We start from the raw sequence: 16490 nt of genomic DNA, 5'->3' as shown, positions 1-16490 counted from the left end.
GATTTGCCGGTTTGCAGATTGCGCCCGTCACGCTGGAGAACCGTTTCGTACGGCTCGTGCCGTTTGACATTGACGCGCATGCCGAAGCGTTACGGGACATGGCTGAGCGGTCCGGCCAGCGGCTGGCGACGTGGCCGTATTTCAATCCGCCGGGTGACTGGATTTCGGTTTGGGTAAAAGCGATCCGGAAACGCGCAGAGGCTGGCACACTGGTGCCATTTGCCGTCCTGACGCCGGAGGGTCGCTTCGCTGGGATGAGCGCCTATCTCAACCCGGATGCAGTGTCGAAGAATGTCGAGATCGGCATGACGATTTATGCGCCTGAATTTCAGGGTGGCGCGACAAATCCCGCTTGCAAGCATTTGCTGCTCGGCCATGCCTTTGGTCAGGGAGCAATCCGCGTCTGTTTCAATGTGGATGAACGCAATGCCCGGTCTCGTGCAGCAGTGACCAAGCTGGGCGGCGTGCAGGAAGGCGTCCTGCGCGATAATCGCGTCCTGCCGGATGGTTTTGTCCGCACCACTGTGGTGTTCTCGATCCTCGCCCGCGAATGGCCCGGCGTGAAAGAGGGCCTGGAGGCGCGGCTGGCGCGTTTCGAGAGGAAGGACTGATGGCGGAACCGATCAATCTCAACAAGTTTCGAAAAGCGAAAGCCAAGGCCGAGAAAGACAAGTTGGCCAAGGAAAACCGCGCGAAATTCGGACGCACCAAGTCCGATCGATCCCTGGAGCAAGCGCGCGCGGACAAAGCGCGCCGGGAGACCGAAGCCCATCGCCGGGACGATGATCCCGAAGACCATGGTTAATCAGGTCTTACCAACCGGCCTCTGACTTGCAGTGTCCCTTCTGACTTTGTTTCAAAGCGGGAGGACACGCCAATGGGTCGCATTCTGGGAAAATTCGTGGTGGCCGGTATCGCATTTGCGGCCGGGATCACTTGGGGCATCGTGGCTGACGCGGCTGAAGCCGGTATTCCGATCCGCACGCTGCTTGGTTTTTAGTCTTCCGTTCAGCTAGCCGGTTCTTCCGGATACAGGATCGAATTGATCAGGGCGTCATCCATGCGGCGGCCTGAAACGCGCTCCAGTGCGCTGAAGATCGGCTTGGCCTGTTTGTCTTCGAGCAGGGGGATTGACTGGGCCAATTCGGCGGCGCGGGCATAACGCAACTGGGCTGTGGCCATATCGCCGCGCGCCTCCGCACATGCACCCAGATTATGAAGAATGGCAGGGGCGTGGGTCCATTCGCGTCCCAATTCGTCCCACTGTGCGCAGGCCCCCATGAAATTGCCATTCTTGGTGGCCTTCACGGCAGCGGCGAAGCGAGGGTCGTTCTGGGCTTCTGGGGTCAGGCCGTCCGTCATGATTTCGGCGCGCATGGTCTGGTAGTAAGGCGCGATATCATTGCGGAACCGGCGAACGGCTTCCACGGTCGCATCCCGCACCATGCCAATCGGGGCATTGTAGGGATCGTAGCTGGACTGGTGAGGATCGCGCCAAACGCCGAGGTCATGGCCGCGATCTTCATATTCGGCCACGTCGACGCATGTTTCCCGATTTGCCCCGCCCAGCTGTTGCTGGCTGAAGACCAGCCGGTTGGTGCGATAGTCCACCAGATTGGCGGTGACAACGACTTCGACGGTTTCTTCGCGACATTCCGTTTCAACGATGGCGCGGTGTTCGCAATCGAACAGGCCGTCATATTCAACGCATCGCTTTTCGCGTTCAAAGCGCGTTTCGGCATCCCAGGACTCTATGTCGACCCGGCCCTCATAAATTCCGGCCGGATCGCCGGACGGCAAGGTGAACCAGTAGGATCCATCCAGCGTGACCTGTTCGATCATGTCGGCGAACTCGGCTTCGGCGACATTCCCGGCTGGCCCGCGGAACTGGCCCACGGCGACATCGCGATATTCTGCGGCCTGAGGAAAGCCAGGCGCCATGCGCGCCTCATAGTCATATCCGGGCGTGGCACAGGCAGCGGCCAAAGCGGGCAGGAAGAATAACAGGGCGTGTCTCATGTGGAGAGCCTTCAACAGTTTCAAGTCAGTAGCGTTGAGAGATACTGAACAGACACTGAACCATGCAATGGCTGTCTTTGCGTAGGGGAAAATCTTGACCTTGGGGGAGGGTGCCGCCACCTGTCTCGCAACATTGATGGAGCCCTAAATGACAAGTTCACTGTTCACCCCCTTCAAGATGAAATCCCTCGACTTGCCTAACCGCATCGTGATGGCCCCGATGACGCGGTCGAAGTCGCCGAACGGCGTGCCGGGCAATGATGTTGCAGACTATTATGCGCGTCGCGCCGAAAACGAGGTTGGCCTGATCCTGACCGAAGGCACCACAATCCGCCGTGGTGGGGCATCGAACGACCCGAACGTTCCGAACTTCCATGAGCCGGACTCCCTGGCTGGTTGGAAAAATGTGGTTGAGAAGGTCCACGCCAAGGGTGGCAAGATCGCGCCCCAGATCTGGCATATGGGCATGGTGCGCAAGGAAGGCAGTGGTCCGAATCCGGACGCGCCGACCGACAGCCCTTCGGGCATGACGCATACCGGTAAAGCTGTGATTGAGGCACCGACATCAGCTGAAGTCGACGACATGGTGCTCGCATATGCTGACGCCGCCGCTGAAGCGGAAAAGCTCGGTTTTGACTGTGTCGAAGTGCATGGCGCGCATGGCTACCTGATCGACCAGTTCTTCTGGGATGTCATGAACAAGCGCGATGACAAGTTCGGCGGCACATCGCTGGTCGACCGCGCCAGCTTTGCCTCTGATATCCTGAAGGAAATTCGCAAGCGTGTCTCTCCGGATTTCCCGATCATCCTGCGCTACTCGCAGTGGAAACAACAGCAATATGATGCGCGCCTGGCTACGACGCCGGACGACCTCGAAGCTTTCCTGAAAGTGTTCGTCGATGGCGGCGTGGACGTATTGCACGCGTCCCAGCGCCGCTACTGGGAACCCGAATTCCCTGAGGTCGATGGCGAAAACGGTCTGAACGGTGCAGGTTGGGCCAAGAAGCTGACTGGCCTGCCCACCATTACCGTCGGGTCGGTTGGCCTGTCAGGCGATTTCATCAAGGCTTTCCAGGGTGAGGGTTCGGGGACACGGTCGCTCGATGACCTCGAAGAGCGCTTGTCGCGCGGTGAGTTTGACCTTGTTGCGGTTGGGCGCGCGCTGCTTCAGGATCCGGCATGGGCCCGCAAGGTGCATGAAGGTCGCCTTGATGAGTTGAACGATTATGATGCAGCGAGTTTGGCAACGCTATCTTAGGTCGATTTAGACTTGCATCCGATCGTCAGGAATGGTTTTGGTTAATTCAGCTGGGCCGAAGGTGGCTATTCCGCCAAGGTCCAGTTGGATGGTGGGGACAGTTTAGGCCATCCCGATACAATTTGACGATGAAGGCGTGTGGGGGACCCGTACATCACACGCACTTTGTCCGCGCTTCGACGCCACCTGCGCGATAGCCGTCTTGTTCGGATGATCTATTCCCCCTTCTGACGCGGGCCAAGCCCGTACCAAAGTGAGATGCCTTCACACCAGCATCTCGCTCGACCCTGCAAGGCCGCGTCCCGCACACCTGACGCGTCCCTGCAGGGTTTTTTGTGGTCAGTTCGGGTCAGGCGGTGCTGTAGGACTCGGCCAGCCATGCCCTGACTTCAGAGTCGACATCTTCGGCAGATACGAGCCGAACCTTGTGCGTGCACATACTGCCCGGCTTTTCTGCCGCTAAACGATCAGATCAACTGGTCTTGTCGCTATTGTCGAAGGATTTGGCAGGCGTGCATCGGGCCTCGTCATTGTCTTGCCCGGACATCTGCCTGTCCTTTATGCCGAGCAAGCTGGCCTGGAACTCCTTCAACAGGTCCGCATCCTGTTCAGTAGGATTCTCCAGTTCCTGCAGTGCAGCCACGCGTTCTTCGAGCCACATGGTTGCTTTGGCAGTTCCATCACCGACCACGGGGTTCCATGCAGTAGGATCGGACGGCGCATCTGCCTGTGCGGGCAATAGAGAAGACACGATGGCAGCGGCTATCAGAAAGACGGGCTTCTTCATCCTCAAGGGTTCCAAATTCAATTTTTGGGAGCATGACATGGCACTGGCATATTCACAATATTCGTGTGTGCCGCAAACCCTGCCCAACGGGGCATTCGGTGCTATATGTTCGCTATGAGTTCTAATCCGAATCGCCTGTCCATTTCCCAAATGGCCGCCGCCAAACCGCCCGCTGCCAAGAGCGAGGCGGAGTATCTGGACGGCCTGAACCCGGAGCAGCGCGAGGCCGTGCTGACGACCGAAGGCCCTCTGCTGGTGCTTGCCGGTGCCGGCACGGGCAAAACGCGCGTGCTGACCACGCGTCTCGCACACATCATCGGCACGCGGCTGGCCTGGCCGTCGCAGACGCTGACCGTGACCTTCACCAACAAGGCCGCCCGGGAAATGCGCGAGCGGGCGCTGAACATGCTGGGCGAGGCGGGCGAGGGCCTGCGCTGGCTTGGCACGTTCCACTCGATCAGCGCGCAGATTCTGCGCAAACATGCCGAACTGGCAGGGCTTAAATCGACTTTCACCATCATCGACACCGATGATCAGGTGCGCCTGTGCAAACAGATCATTCAGGTCGAGAACATTGATCCGAAACGCTGGACGCCGCGCTATCTCGCCAGCCTGATTGATGGCTGGAAGAACCGGGCGCTGACGCCGGACAAGGTGCCGCCGGAAGAGGCTCACCAGTTCGCTGACGGCAAGGGCATCACCTGTTACCAGATTTATCAGGCGCGGCTGAAAGTGCTGAATGCGTGCGACTTCGGCGATTTGCTGATCCACAACATCACGATCTTCCAGAAAAACCCTGATTTGTTGAAGGAATATCACGACAAGTTCCGTTATGTTCTGGTCGACGAATATCAGGATACGAACGTTGCGCAGTATCTCTGGCTGCGCCTTCTGGCACAGGGCTCGCAGAATATATGCTGTGTCGGTGATGATGATCAGTCAATCTATGGCTGGCGCGGGGCGGAAGTCGACAACATCCTCCGCTTCGAGAAGGATTTCCCCGGCGCGCATGTGATCCGGCTGGAAAAGAACTACCGCTCGACCAAGCATATCCTTGCCGCTGCTTCCTCGGTGATCAGTCACAACAAGAGCCGTCTCGGCAAAACGCTCTATGTCGGCGACGACAATGCAATTGATGATATTGACGCCTCCAAGGTGAAGGTGCGCGGCCTGTGGGATGGCGAGGCCGAGAGCCGCCTGATTGCGGACGATATCGAGAGCTGGGTGTCGAAGGGTGGCAGCCATGAGGATTGCGCCGTTCTGGTGCGCGCCTCGTGGCAGATGCGGGCCTTCGAGGAACGCTTCATCATGCTGGGCATACCGTACCGCGTGATCGGGGGCCCGCGCTTCTTCGAGCGCGCCGAGATACGCGATGCGCTGGCCTATTTGCGGCTTGTACGGTCGCCGGATGATGATCTTGCGTTCGAACGGGTCGTGAACCAGCCGAAGCGCGGCGTGGGAAATACATCGCTCGCCAAGCTGCAATCCTATGCGCGCGAGGATGGCCGCAGCCTGTTCGTGCTGACGCCAATGGTGCTGCAGACTGACGAGATCAAGGGCGGCGCGAAGCGCGGGCTGAACCAGTTCATCGACCAGATCAATCTCTGGCGAGACAAATTGGCCAATGGCATGCCGCATACGGAACTTGCCGAAACTATTCTCGAAGAGTCCGGCTATACCGACATGCTTCAGAAGGATCGCAGCCCGCAGGCGCAGACACGGCTCGACAACCTGAAGGAACTGGTCCGGGCGATGAGCGAGTTCGACTCACTGGCCGGCTTCCTGGAACATATCGAACTGGTCATGGACGCTTCGACCGGCGGGGCCGGGGAAGACCAGGTGCAGATCCTGACCCTGCACGGCGCCAAAGGGCTGGAATGGCCCGTCGTCTTCTTGCCCGGATGGGAAGAGGAAGTCTTCCCATCCCGCCGCAGCCTCGATGAAAGCGGCATGAAGGGGCTCGAGGAAGAGCGTCGGCTGGCCTATGTCGGCATCACGCGCGCGCGTCAGCACGCCTATATTTCCTTTGTGGCGAACCGCCAGATCTATGGCCGCTGGCAGAGCGTACTGCCGAGCCGCTTTGTTGATGAGTTGCCGCATGATCATGTCGAGGCGATTTCAGAGACGGGCTTTTCCGGCATGCCCGGTGGCGAGAGTGGATTCAGCGGATCGGTCGAAGACCTTGGCGAACGTTCGAATTACAAGAGTCCGGGCTGGCAGCGCCTGAAGGAAAATGCGGGCCGGTTCGACACGCGTCCGCCGCGAGACAATACGACCCTGTCGGCCACTTCAGGCGGACCGGCAACTTTCAAGGTCGGCACACGTATCTTCCATGACAAGTTCGGCTATGGCCGGGTGGCTCATACGGAAGGCAACAAGCTGACCGTGGATTTCGAAAAGTCCGGACGGAAGAAAGTGATCGCCACATTCGTGCAACCCGTTTGATGGTTGACCGCGCGTTCCATTCCGAATTGGATGGGTAAGGCAAAGCGGTGAGGCGATCATGGCCGGTTATCTTGAGAAGCGGCTCTATGAGGGCGAGGTCCTGCGCTATCGCGGCCAGTTCCATTGGCTCGAATATGCCAAGGCATGGGCGATGCTGATTGTCTTTGGCATCATCATCTTCGGGATTTTCTATTTTATCGCCCAGATGATCCGGTTGAACACGACCGAATTTGTGGTGACAGATCGCCGGGTTGTGAAGAAAACCGGGCTCTGGTCAGCCAATGTCGAGGAGATCACGCTCGATTCCATAGAAGGCAGTTCCCTCAACCAAGGCATCTTGGGGCGGATATTCGGCTTCGGAAAACTGTCGGTTCATGGGCGTGGTGAAACCCACATCAACTTCCCCAACATGGCTCATCCCCAGAGGTTTCGGGCTGAAGCGGAAAAATCCAAGCAGACAGCGCTTGCGCCGGGCGGGCCTCTGGTCGGCTGACCTGTTTCGCGAGAAAGGATATGCAGCACCGGGGGCCTGGTCAGGGGGGAGGGAGTCCGGCCGGCCTCATGAAGCGCGATGGGTGGAGGCGCTTGCCCGAAAGGGCGAAGACTGACCCGGTGCTGCAGGACCTGTTCTCGCATGAACCATGCGAACGCAAACCGAATGGCGCGTTCATCTGAGGCTCATCTGGATTCCTATTCAGCGGCGGGCAGGGACCGGTCAGACGGTTCGTTCTCGTTGGCCGTGGTCTGTTCAGATATACTGTGGGCGGCTGCCTGTTCGCCCCGGACCCGATCCTTCAGGCGACCCGCCCAACGGCGAATACGGTGTGGTGCAAGCAGCCAGACAGGCGTCACCAGCAAGATCATGATTGTAGAAAAGCCAAGGCCAAATACCACGGCAGTCGCCAGTTGGACCCACCATTCGGAGCTGGCACCCCCGAAATTGATCGAGCCTTCGAAGAAGTTCACATTCATCTGAATGATCATCGGCAACAGGCCACAGATCGTCGTGCCGGTCGTCAGCAGGATTGGACGAATACGCTGGGCGGCTGTCGCGACGGCGGCTTCTTCCGGCGTGCGGCCATCGCTGAGCAGACGGTTATACGTGTCGATGAGGACGATATTGTTGTTCACCACGATCCCGGCGAGCGCGACAATGCCCGTACCGATCATCAACTGGGAAACGTAAGGCAGGACAAGCTGGATACCAACGAGCACACCGGCAGTGGATATGATTACGGCCGTCAGGGTCAGGAAGACCTGCCAGAAATTGTTGAACTCCCACAGCAGGATGATGGCCATCATGAACAGCATGGCGAGCAGGGCCCCCTGGAAGAAGGCTGCCGCATCGGCGCTATCTTCATCCGCGCCTTCAAAGCGTACCTCCACCGTGCCGGGAATATCCTGTTCGGCAACCCAGGCCTTGACCTCTTCGACGATCGCAGCGCCTGCACCCTGTTCCACGGCATTGGCGCGGACATCCACGACCCGGGCTCCATCACGGCGCGTAATCTGGCTGACCCGCGGGGCGGGCACGCGCTCGACAAACAATGAGAGCGGAACATTGCCGCGCGGCGTGGCGATACGAAGATCGTCAATTGCGCTGGCGCTGCGGTCTGCCTGTGGGAAGCGGACGCGGATGTCGACTTCGTCATTGGCATCGTCCGGCCGATAGCGACCGACGAGCACGCCATTTGTAATCAGTTGCACGGCTGCGCCGACCTGGCTGATATCGAGTCCATACTTGCCAGCTTCGGCACGGTCGACTTCGAGTTGGTATTCGATACCGGGCAGAGGGCGCGTGTCTTCAACTTCGCGCAGGTCAGGTCGGGAATCGAGGTAGTCGCGGATCATGCGCGCAGTGGAATTGAGGGAGGCGGCATCCTCGGAGAGTAGAGCGATCTGAATGTCCTTACCCGAGGGTGGGCCTTGTTCGCGGGCGGCGATTTCGAAGCGAAGGCCAGGAATTTCAGCCAGCCGGGTGCGGATGTTCGCGAGTGTGCGGCGGCCATTGTGCACGCCATCTGCCGTGGCCAAGTCGACCAGTAGCTGCCCAACCGTGTCGGTCGGCTTGCTGGACGATCCGTCAGGCGAAAAGATCGCGCCACCGGAGGCGCCGGCTTCGGTCGAGATGTCTTCAACGCCGTCCATGCCGGTAATTGCCACTTCGGCCCGTTTGACAAGAGAAAGCTGTTCTGCGGTGGAGAGGCTGCCCTGAGCCTGAACGAACACGAAGGCTTGTTCAGGTTCGACATCCAGAAAGAGTTCGGTCTTGTGCGGTGTCGAGCCAAACCAGACAAAGATCATCATGACCCCGGCAATGGCGACGCCCGTCACAGCCAAAGGATGCGCCAGCAGCACTTTCAGCAGGCGAACATATCCGCCAAGCCAGCCGCTAGCCTCCGACGGATCGGCGTCTGCCGCCAATGCCGCCAGACTCTCATCGGTACCATCAGGCCGTGCGCCGATCACCGAACCGAGCACCGGCAGGAAGATCAGCGCCATGACCAGCGACGCCGACAAAACGAAAATCAGCGTAATCGGCAGATAGGCCATGAACTTGCCAGGCATCGAGTTCCAGAACAGGAATGGGATGAAAGCCGCAAGGGTTGTCGCGGTCGATGCAACCACTGGCCAGAACATCCGCTTGCCGGCCATGCCGTAAGCCTCTTTCCGGTTGAGGCCCTCGGCCATTTTTCGGTCGGCATATTCGGTTACGACAATGGCGCCATCGACCAGAATACCCACCGCGATGACCATGCCGAACATGACCATCATGTTGATCGTGTAACCAAATGCCCCAAGAAGCAGGAACGCCATCACGAAGGAGGCGGGGATGGAGATACCCACCAGCAGCGCGGAGCGCCAACCAAGTGCGGCCACACAGATTATCATCACCAGCATGACAGCGGTGATGATCGAGTTCTGGAGTTGTCCCAGCTGATCCCCAATCAGTTCCGAGGCGTCTGATGTGATGCGGACATCGACCGTGTTGGGCCAGCTTTCCTGCTGGGCCGCGACGGTGTCGCGCACGAAATTCGCCGTGTCGAGAATGTTGGCACCAGAGCGTTTGACGATCTGCAATTGCAGGGAAGGTTGGCCATTGAACGTTGCGTAGCCGGTTGCATCCTTGTAGGTGCGGCGGATTTCGGCCACGTCCGACAGGGTCACCGTGGCATTGTCAGAGCGTTTGACCGGCAGGTTGAGCGCATCCTGGGCGGATCGGATCAGGCCGGGCACCTTGACGGCAAAGCTGCCTTCGCCGGTGTCGATCTGGCCAGCCGGGACGAGCTGGTTGTTCGCGGTCACGACGGCGTAGATGTCCTGATAGGACAGATTGTAAGTTTCAAGTTTGACGGGATCGACCACAATTTCGAGCACGTCTTCGCGCTGGCCAATAATGTTGGCTTCCAGCACGCCCGGATTGCGCTCCAGCATGTCCTGCAGGGTCTCGGCAATCTGGTTCAGTCCGCGCTCAGGCGCCTGGCCGAACAGGTTCACGACCATGATCGGGAATTGTGAAGCATTCACTTCGGTGATGATGGGCTCGCGGGCATCAGCCGGGAAGAACCGTTTGGCCAGATCGACCTTGTCCTTCACGTCCAACACTGCCTGATCGACATCGGTTTCGATTTCGAATTCCAGAACCAGTTGTCCAGCGCCCTCTGCGCCGATGCCGATAAAGGTTTTCAGGCCCTCAAGAGACTGGATTTCCTGTTCGATAGGTTTGACCAGAAGGCGCTCGGCATCTTCTGGAGTCACGCCAGCCAGCGGCACCGTGATGCCAACAAAAGGAATTGGAATGTCCGGATCCGCTTCCTTGGGCAATCCGATATACGTCGCCGTACCGGCAATGATGGCGCAGATCAGGATGGACAACACCATCCGCGCGCGGCCGATGGCACCCTCGACGATCTGGGTCATGGCTGGGCACCGCCTTGGGGAACAGGTTTCACTTCGACCCCTTCAGCCAGGTAGTCCTGGCCAATAGAGATCAGTCTGACCGTAGCGGGCAGGCCTGTGACCCACGCGCCCTCAGGCGTCTCATCAATCACTTTGATGGGCGCGAACTGTACCGTGTTCTGGTCGTCGACGTAGCGTACGCCGAGTTCGCCAGCGTCCGACAATGTCAGAAGGCCGGGAGAGATCAGCGTCGCTGGCACCTCGCCCATTGGAATAAAGAGTTCTGCCGTGACACCCGCGGCGACCGGATCGTCGCCTGTGTCGAGTTCACCCTCGATCAGGAAGGTGCGCGTGCCCGCGTCGGCCGTGCGTGAGACATAACGCAGCGTGGCCGGATAGGTCGTGCCGCTGGGCAGGCGGGCGGTGCCGGTCATGCCGGTCGTCAGTTGGCCGGCATTGGCCTCGGCCACTTCGACCGCGACAATAACCGGGTCCATGTCGACCATGGTGCCGCAAGGCTGACCGGGCGAAAGATAATCACCAGCTTCGGCCAAGCGGTTTTCAAAGATTCCGTCGAACGGGGCCCGAATCTGTGTCTTGGAAAGTTCCACCCGCGCGGCGTTCACCGAGGCTTCTGCAGCGTCGAGAGCTGCCTTCGCGGAGGCTTCATTATTGGCGGGGGCCAGGCCTTTTTCGGCCAATGTTCTTGCCGCCTCGAAATCGATCCGTGCAGCGTCGCGGCGAGCTTCAGCCTCTTCCAGACGGGCGGCGCGGGCTTCAACATCCAGCCCGCAGAGCAGCGTGCCCCGTGAGACGCGCGTACCTTCGCGCACGGGCGTCGAGGTTACGTTGCCCGCGGTTCCAGCTTTTACCGTCACCGATTTATCGGGGGCCGTCAGGCCCTTGGCCTTGAGGCGGATGCCGTGAGTTTGTGCCGAAACCGTGAAAGTGACCGCTTCGGGCGCGACCTCGCTGGCTTCCAGCCGGACATCTTCATGCTGCGTGCTGATGTCGCCCCGAATGACACTCCGGATCACGAACCAGGCCAGTAGGCCGACAAAGATAGCAATGGCAATTTTTAAGGATCGGTTCACGGTTCAGTCTTTCGCACGGCTGGCGCTGTATCAGATATAGGGCGCGGCGTCGCCTGAATAAGGTCGCCGCTCGATCATAGTTAACAGCCGATTGTTGCAATCCGGCAAAGCTGGCGCGCAGATTTCAGGTTTCAGTGCAAGGTGTGATTAATAAATGCCCCGATCAGCGAGGGCAGAGTCAGATCCAGCGTCGCCAGCGGAAGATGGCCAGCATCAGGATGGTCGCCACCGCGAGCGCCCCGACCAGGATGGCAAATGCGCCGGCGCTTTGAACCCCCGGCATGCCGCCCACATTAACGCCGAAAAGGCCCGTCACGAAGCTGATCGGCAGGAAGACCGCTGACAGGATCGAGAGCACGAACAAGCGCTGGTTCATCACTTCCGCGCGTTCCTCTATCACCTGTTCCTGCAACACGGTGCAGCGGTCCCGGATCGTGTCGAGTTCTTCCGCCAGACGCGTGACCCGATCAGCGGACTCGCGGAGGAACAGCAGATCATGATCGGAGAACAAGCCGGACTGGGTGCCTTCGCGGACAAGCTGGGAAAGCGCCTCGCGTTGGGGCAAAATATAGCGACGTACCTGCAATACGCGGCGGCGCAACTCCGACAGTTTGTAGCGCGGGAGACGCGTACCAGGATCAAGCAGATCATCCTCGAACTGGTCCGCCTGTTCATCGAAACGCGACACTTCCGGTTCCATCCGGTCGGTCAACGCATCGGCAAGGGCGGCAACAAGGCCGCCCGTTGAATTGGGCGCATTGCCCTCTTTGACCTTCAGTTCGACATCGCGCGTCGCCTGGATGGGCTTGGCGCGCAACGTGATCAGAGAGCCTTCGCTGGCCCACATGCGCAAGGCCAGCATGTCTTCCAGTGCTTCGCCTTCGTTCAGGTTCATACCGCGCAAATTGATCAGGAAACCAGCACCATGCCGGGTCGAGCGCGGGCGAGTGTCTTCCTGAAGCAGCGCCTCGGTGGCGATACGGTCCAGCCCGCTCTGGCGAGCGAGCCAGGTTCTCACCTCCGGCGACAAACGGTTGAGGTGCAACCAGTGGCGACTGAACTCATTCAATCGGCCGGAGGTCACATCCTCCCAGTTCAGCGATGCGATGGTGCCGTCAGCCGCCATTCCGTAGCCGAAGACCAGCGGCGCCGTCATTGCGTCAGTTGAGGAAACAGCGGGCGACACCATGCAGGATCAGAGCGCCGAGACTGGCGGCGTGCGCGCAATCCAGGGGCGTGTCATTTCGAGCTGCATGGCCAGTTCAAACAGCAGGCCATCCTCGCCCCGTTTGGCAGAGAACATGGAGCCGATCGGCAGGCCGCCCGACGACCATGACAAGGGCACGCTCATCGAGGCTGCGCCTGCAACGTTCATCGGCGCAGTGAAAGCGGCAAAGTTCAGAACACTCTCCATGACCGCGTCGAAATCTCCATCCGGGGCCTGTTCGCCAATCGGTACGGCGGGGCTGCCTGTTACGGGTGTGAGTAGCACATCCATGTCGCTGAACCAGTCGTCATAGACGGCTTCGAATGCCTTGAGATACGCGATCGTGTCTTCCATTTCCGACTGCCGCGCCTGGAACATGGCGGCCAGGCCGAGCGTCCATGGCTCGACGATGTCGGGCCCGATAGGCTTGCCGGAATAGGCGCTGGCCTGTTGGGCAAACTCGGCGGCGCCAGCCGCCCAGTAGAGCAGGAACTTGTCGGTGAACTCCTTGCCGTCGAGCGGAACTTTGAAGTCGATCACCTCATGGCCCAGATCCCGGCAGAGCTGCGCGACGTCCTCAAGCGCTGCGGTGGTTTCAGGGGACACGCGTGTCCCGCTGATCGAGTCCGGTGCGAAGCCAATCCGTAGCGGACGGTTCAGGGTCGATATGTCTCCGAGGGGTGCATAGGTCCCGTCATTGGTCTCCGCCACACGAAACAGCTCAATGGAATCCTGCACCGTGATGGTCACGGCATGGTTGACCGAGATATCGACAGGCGGAGCGTTGGCCGCGTCCCGCTTGTCCAGTCGGGCACGTGATGGCTTCAGCCCAAAAACACCACACGTAGAAGCGGGAATGCGGATGGATCCGCCGCCATCGCTGGCATGCGCGAACGGGACGACACGTGCGGCCACGAGGGCGGCTGCGCCGCCGGACGATCCGCCCGGAATTCGGGATAGGTCCCAAGGATTGCGGGTCGGGCCTGTTACGAGCGGCTCGGTTGATGAAATGAGCCCCATTTCGGGTGTCGTGGATTTACCGAGAGAAACGACGCCTGCCTTTCTCCACGCTGCGGCAAAGGGGGAATCCTCCTGGGAAATATTGCCCACGAAAGCGCGGCTACCCCACATGGATTGCGTGCCCTTCCACCCGACAAGGTCTTTCATGAATGTGGGCACGCCACTGAACGTTCCCGGCGCGGGGACGGCTGCGTCGCGCAAGGCCTGGTCAAAGCTGTCGGTGGCGATCGCATTGAGATCGCCATTCACGGCCTTGGCGCGAGCGATGGCTTTTTCCGTTTCTACGAGCGAAGTGGTTTCGCCGGAGGCAATTCGGGCGGCGATGGTGAGACCGCTTTCCCAACCGGCTGGTGGGACAGCTTTTGCTGCCACGGGACCTATCGGCACGGTGGCTGCGGCGTCGCTCGGCGTTTGTCCGCATGCCGCAAGTGTCGCGATGGCTGCCCCGCCCAGCAGAGCTTCCCGCCGTGAAAATCCAGTCATTCTATTCCTCCCAATTCCCATTTTTAGCGAAGCCTGTAACGGGAATTGGAATTTCGCAACCACCAAATCGTGGAAAAGCCGCGCGAAATTGCGCGGCTTTTCAATATTTCTGATCTGGTGGTGCCTATTGAATAACGCCGCACGCCACTCGCGCACCGGCGCCGCCAATAGGCTGGGTCATGTGGTCGTCTTCGGCCTCATGGATGATGAGCGCCGAGCCGTCTTCATCCAACAGGGAGTCGAGTGCGGTCAGGCGTGTGAACGCCTCATATCCGGCCGAACCATCTTCCGCGACCCAGATATTTGGCAGGTCGCCGGCTTCCGGTCCCTTCGGATTGAGCAGGCCATGCGCTCCTTCGCTCTTTCCATGATGACCGCCGGATGCCTTGAACACGCCAACATCTTCGCACGTGCCGGTGCCGTGTAAATGGATGCCGTGCCAGCCGGGCGTCAAGCTGCCGGAATTGAGTTCAACACGAATCATTTCGCCATTCGGACCATCGAGAAAATTCGCGGTGCCGATCTCCGTGCCTTCCGCGCCAATGATGGAAGCCGTCGCGGTCATCATGGACGGGAACACGCCCTCATCCGGCCCGGGCATTTCGTCTGTCGTTGGCAAGCCATTGTCGCTGTCGGGCATCTCCTGCGGGGTCGCGCCTTGCTGTCCGCAAGCGGCAAGGGCGATGGCGAGTGAGGCGATTGCAGTTCGAGTGATCATGGGGGTCTCCTGTCAGCGGGGTTCTGATATAGGCGTAACGTCTATTTGGCAGGAAGGCTCCATATCGTGAAGGACCGCGCGGATAAATTGCTCGTTAGTCTGGGGTTGTTCGACAGCCGAGCCTCTGCGCGCGCCGCGATTGAGGCAGGCAATGTGACGGCTGGCGGCGTCGTGGTAACCAAACCATCGCAAATGCTGTCACGCGACGACCGCATCGAGGCACAACCGGCGCACCCTTACGTATCGCGAGGGGGATTGAAACTGGCGCACGGCCTGAGCGCTTTTGGCGTTGATCCGGCTGGGCGCGTTTGCCTTGACATCGGGGCGTCCACAGGTGGTTTCACAGACGTGCTGTTGCGGGCCGGTGCGACGCATGTCGTCGCGGTCGATGTCGGGCGAGGCCAGCTTCACTCCTCTCTTTCCGATGAGGACGGCGTCACGAGCCTGGAAGCTCAAGACGCCCGGACCCTGACCGGAGAGATGCTGGGCGACACGCCTTCCTTGCTCGTATGCGATGCGAGCTTCATTGCGCTCGAAAAGCTGCTGGCCGTTCCTCTGTCGCTCGCGGCTGAGCGGGCGGAAATTGTCGGCCTGTTCAAGCCGCAATTCCAGGTTGGTCGGGAAAACATCGGCAAGGGCGGACTGGTCACAGATTCCGAAAAGGCAGACTTGGCGGCGGACGTTTTTGCGGAATGGATGGCGGGGCAGGGGTGGCCAATCCAGTCATGGACACAAAGCCCTATCACCGGGGGCGACGGCAATGCAGAACGCCTGTTTTATGCGGTGCGAACCTAGTTCCGGCGCCTAGTAGTTCTCGTCCCCGAAACCGTCATTGATCTCCCATGTGCCATCATAGGGATCGCGGCATGCGGTGATCGGGTCGCGGATGACCTGACCATCGGGCAGCCGCGTTTCGCGCTCAATCGTGCGGCACTCGATATCGGTGCCCGGTTGGGGCGGCAGGGTCGGTCCCGCAGTCGTTGACGCCGGATATGTGCGGCTTGGCGGCGGCGTGTTGGGATAGTTCATGATCTCCGGTCCGCCATACAGGCCGTCGGTCGTGCGCGGAATGCCGCCGGCTGGATAGGTACCGCTCGTGGCCGCTCCATAAGGTGTTGCAACCTGACAGGGTCGGCTTGTGTCTTCTGCAATGGCTCCGCCAGCAAGACCGCCCACAATCGCGCCGAGAATGGCGCCCGCAGCGACCTCATCAGAGTTTCCGTTACCATGATGGTATCCGCCGTGACGCCGATGACCGCGATAGCCTCTATGGCCGCGATACCCTCTGTGACCCCGGTAGTGGTACGCATCGCCATCATCCACATTATTGCCGATTGCACCGCCGATCAGGCCGCCCGCAATCGCGCCGACGAGCACGCCTGCAAACTGGTCATCCTTGCGCTGGCGCTCACATTGGACGTTCTGGACAGGGGGATTGTAGGTGTAGCCATATCCGCTTTGGGCCGAGGCCGTAGCCGGTATGGCAAGACTGGCCATGGCCAGCGCTCCAATGAACAGCGAGTGGGATTTCATCGCAATACTCCTTGTCGCGGATACAC

At 59.8% G+C, this 16490-nt stretch carries 16 protein-coding genes; 7 read left to right on the top strand and 9 right to left on the bottom strand.

Going from position 1 to position 16490, the window contains the following annotated elements; genetic code table 11:
• Nucleotides 1-11 precede the first annotated feature (11 nt).
• The 3 genes from CFA77_RS13810 to CFA77_RS17220 all read left to right on the top strand — a co-directional run bounded on the left by CFA77_RS13810 (nucleotide 12) and on the right by CFA77_RS17220 (nucleotide 1000).
• Nucleotides 12-611, top strand: coding sequence for a GNAT family N-acetyltransferase (locus CFA77_RS13810; protein ID WP_206991185.1), 600 nt, complete (start codon nucleotides 12-14; stop codon nucleotides 609-611).
• Nucleotides 611-805, top strand: a complete 195-nt coding sequence (locus tag CFA77_RS13805; protein WP_206991184.1) for a DUF4169 family protein — start codon at nucleotides 611-613, stop codon at nucleotides 803-805. Before CFA77_RS13810 ends, CFA77_RS13805 begins: the two co-directional genes overlap by 1 nt.
• Before the next feature lie 72 nt (nucleotides 806-877).
• Nucleotides 878-1000, top strand: a complete 123-nt coding sequence (locus tag CFA77_RS17220) for a hypothetical protein (protein ID WP_256434933.1) — start codon at nucleotides 878-880, stop codon at nucleotides 998-1000.
• A gap of 8 nt (nucleotides 1001-1008) precedes the next feature.
• Here CFA77_RS17220 and CFA77_RS13800 read toward each other — a convergent pair whose 3' ends face one another.
• Entirely contained in the window at nucleotides 1009-2019 is a 1011-nt protein-coding gene (locus CFA77_RS13800) for a hypothetical protein (protein WP_206991183.1), read from the bottom strand.
• Between the two features lie 148 nt (nucleotides 2020-2167).
• Here CFA77_RS13800 and CFA77_RS13795 point away from each other — a divergent pair, with 148 nt between their 5' ends.
• Complete coding sequence (locus tag CFA77_RS13795) at nucleotides 2168-3277, top strand: NADH:flavin oxidoreductase (RefSeq protein WP_206991182.1); 1110 nt, start codon at nucleotides 2168-2170, stop codon at nucleotides 3275-3277.
• Nucleotides 3278-3626: 349 nt separating this feature from the next.
• Here CFA77_RS13795 and CFA77_RS17315 read toward each other — a convergent pair whose 3' ends face one another.
• Nucleotides 3627-3716, bottom strand: a complete 90-nt coding sequence (locus tag CFA77_RS17315; RefSeq protein ID WP_371822957.1) for a hypothetical protein — start codon at nucleotides 3714-3716, stop codon at nucleotides 3627-3629.
• 33 nt (nucleotides 3717-3749) lie between these two features.
• Nucleotides 3750-4064, bottom strand: coding sequence for a hypothetical protein (locus CFA77_RS13790; protein ID WP_206991181.1), 315 nt, complete (start codon nucleotides 4062-4064; stop codon nucleotides 3750-3752).
• Nucleotides 4065-4169: 105 nt separating this feature from the next.
• On the opposite strand from CFA77_RS13790, the gene CFA77_RS13785 reads away from it, so the two are divergent.
• Nucleotides 4170-6509, top strand: coding sequence for an ATP-dependent helicase (locus CFA77_RS13785; RefSeq protein WP_206991180.1), 2340 nt, complete (start codon nucleotides 4170-4172; stop codon nucleotides 6507-6509).
• A gap of 58 nt (nucleotides 6510-6567) precedes the next feature.
• On the top strand, nucleotides 6568-7002 hold the full coding sequence (locus tag CFA77_RS13780) for a PH domain-containing protein (protein WP_206991179.1): 435 nt from the start codon (nucleotides 6568-6570) through the stop codon (nucleotides 7000-7002).
• Nucleotides 7003-7199: 197 nt separating this feature from the next.
• On the opposite strand, the gene CFA77_RS13775 is transcribed toward CFA77_RS13780, so the two are convergent.
• The 5 genes from CFA77_RS13775 to CFA77_RS13755 all read right to left on the bottom strand — a co-directional run bounded on the left by CFA77_RS13775 (nucleotide 7200) and on the right by CFA77_RS13755 (nucleotide 14931).
• The gene (locus CFA77_RS13775) at nucleotides 7200-10430 is read right to left on the bottom strand and encodes an efflux RND transporter permease subunit (protein WP_206991178.1); all 3231 of its coding nucleotides are present in this window, start codon (nucleotides 10428-10430) and stop codon (nucleotides 7200-7202) included.
• A complete protein-coding gene (locus tag CFA77_RS13770) occupies nucleotides 10427-11503 on the bottom strand; it encodes an efflux RND transporter periplasmic adaptor subunit (protein ID WP_206991177.1) in 1077 nt (358 codons plus the stop codon). The genes CFA77_RS13775 and CFA77_RS13770 overlap by 4 nt, the downstream gene beginning before the upstream one ends.
• A 178-nt stretch (nucleotides 11504-11681) precedes the next feature.
• The gene (locus CFA77_RS13765) at nucleotides 11682-12659 is read right to left on the bottom strand and encodes a zinc transporter ZntB (protein WP_206991176.1); all 978 of its coding nucleotides are present in this window, start codon (nucleotides 12657-12659) and stop codon (nucleotides 11682-11684) included.
• A gap of 39 nt (nucleotides 12660-12698) precedes the next feature.
• Nucleotides 12699-14213 (bottom strand): amidase family protein, encoded by a 1515-nt coding sequence (locus CFA77_RS13760; protein WP_206991175.1) that lies wholly within the window; start codon nucleotides 14211-14213, stop codon nucleotides 12699-12701.
• 124 nt (nucleotides 14214-14337) lie between these two features.
• The gene (locus CFA77_RS13755; RefSeq protein WP_206991174.1) at nucleotides 14338-14931 is read right to left on the bottom strand and encodes a superoxide dismutase family protein; all 594 of its coding nucleotides are present in this window, start codon (nucleotides 14929-14931) and stop codon (nucleotides 14338-14340) included.
• 66 nt (nucleotides 14932-14997) lie between these two features.
• On the opposite strand from CFA77_RS13755, the gene CFA77_RS13750 reads away from it, so the two are divergent.
• Nucleotides 14998-15726, top strand: a complete 729-nt coding sequence (locus CFA77_RS13750) for a TlyA family RNA methyltransferase (protein ID WP_242517375.1) — start codon at nucleotides 14998-15000, stop codon at nucleotides 15724-15726.
• 9 nt (nucleotides 15727-15735) lie between these two features.
• Here the strand turns inward: CFA77_RS13750 and CFA77_RS13745 are convergent, their stop codons facing one another.
• Complete coding sequence (locus CFA77_RS13745; protein ID WP_206991173.1) at nucleotides 15736-16464, bottom strand: hypothetical protein; 729 nt, start codon at nucleotides 16462-16464, stop codon at nucleotides 15736-15738.
• Between the last annotated feature and the right edge of the window lie 26 nt (nucleotides 16465-16490).

Source organism: Hyphomonas sp. KY3, from assembly GCF_017309975.1.
GTDB lineage: Bacteria > Pseudomonadota > Alphaproteobacteria > Caulobacterales > Hyphomonadaceae > Hyphomonas.
This window is presented reverse-complemented; position numbering and strand designations above follow the sequence as displayed.

Coding starts and splice junctions, on each gene's coding strand:
- CFA77_RS13805 (WP_206991184.1), top strand. CDS start 611: ATGGCGGAACCGATCAATCTCAACAAGTTTCGAAAAGCGAAAGCCAAG.
- CFA77_RS17220 (WP_256434933.1), top strand. CDS start 878: ATGGGTCGCATTCTGGGAAAATTCGTGGTGGCCGGTATCGCATTTGCG.
- CFA77_RS13800 (WP_206991183.1), bottom strand. CDS start 2,019: ATGAGACACGCCCTGTTATTCTTCCTGCCCGCTTTGGCCGCTGCCTGT.
- CFA77_RS13795 (WP_206991182.1), top strand. CDS start 2,168: ATGACAAGTTCACTGTTCACCCCCTTCAAGATGAAATCCCTCGACTTG.
- CFA77_RS17315 (WP_371822957.1), bottom strand. CDS start 3,716: ATGTGCACGCACAAGGTTCGGCTCGTATCTGCCGAAGATGTCGACTCT.
- CFA77_RS13790 (WP_206991181.1), bottom strand. CDS start 4,064: ATGAAGAAGCCCGTCTTTCTGATAGCCGCTGCCATCGTGTCTTCTCTA.
- CFA77_RS13785 (WP_206991180.1), top strand. CDS start 4,170: ATGTTCGCTATGAGTTCTAATCCGAATCGCCTGTCCATTTCCCAAATG.
- CFA77_RS13780 (WP_206991179.1), top strand. CDS start 6,568: ATGGCCGGTTATCTTGAGAAGCGGCTCTATGAGGGCGAGGTCCTGCGC.
- CFA77_RS13775 (WP_206991178.1), bottom strand. CDS start 10,430: ATGACCCAGATCGTCGAGGGTGCCATCGGCCGCGCGCGGATGGTGTTG.
- CFA77_RS13765 (WP_206991176.1), bottom strand. CDS start 12,659: ATGACGGCGCCGCTGGTCTTCGGCTACGGAATGGCGGCTGACGGCACC.
- CFA77_RS13760 (WP_206991175.1), bottom strand. CDS start 14,213: ATGACTGGATTTTCACGGCGGGAAGCTCTGCTGGGCGGGGCAGCCATC.
- CFA77_RS13755 (WP_206991174.1), bottom strand. CDS start 14,931: ATGATCACTCGAACTGCAATCGCCTCACTCGCCATCGCCCTTGCCGCT.
- CFA77_RS13745 (WP_206991173.1), bottom strand. CDS start 16,464: ATGAAATCCCACTCGCTGTTCATTGGAGCGCTGGCCATGGCCAGTCTT.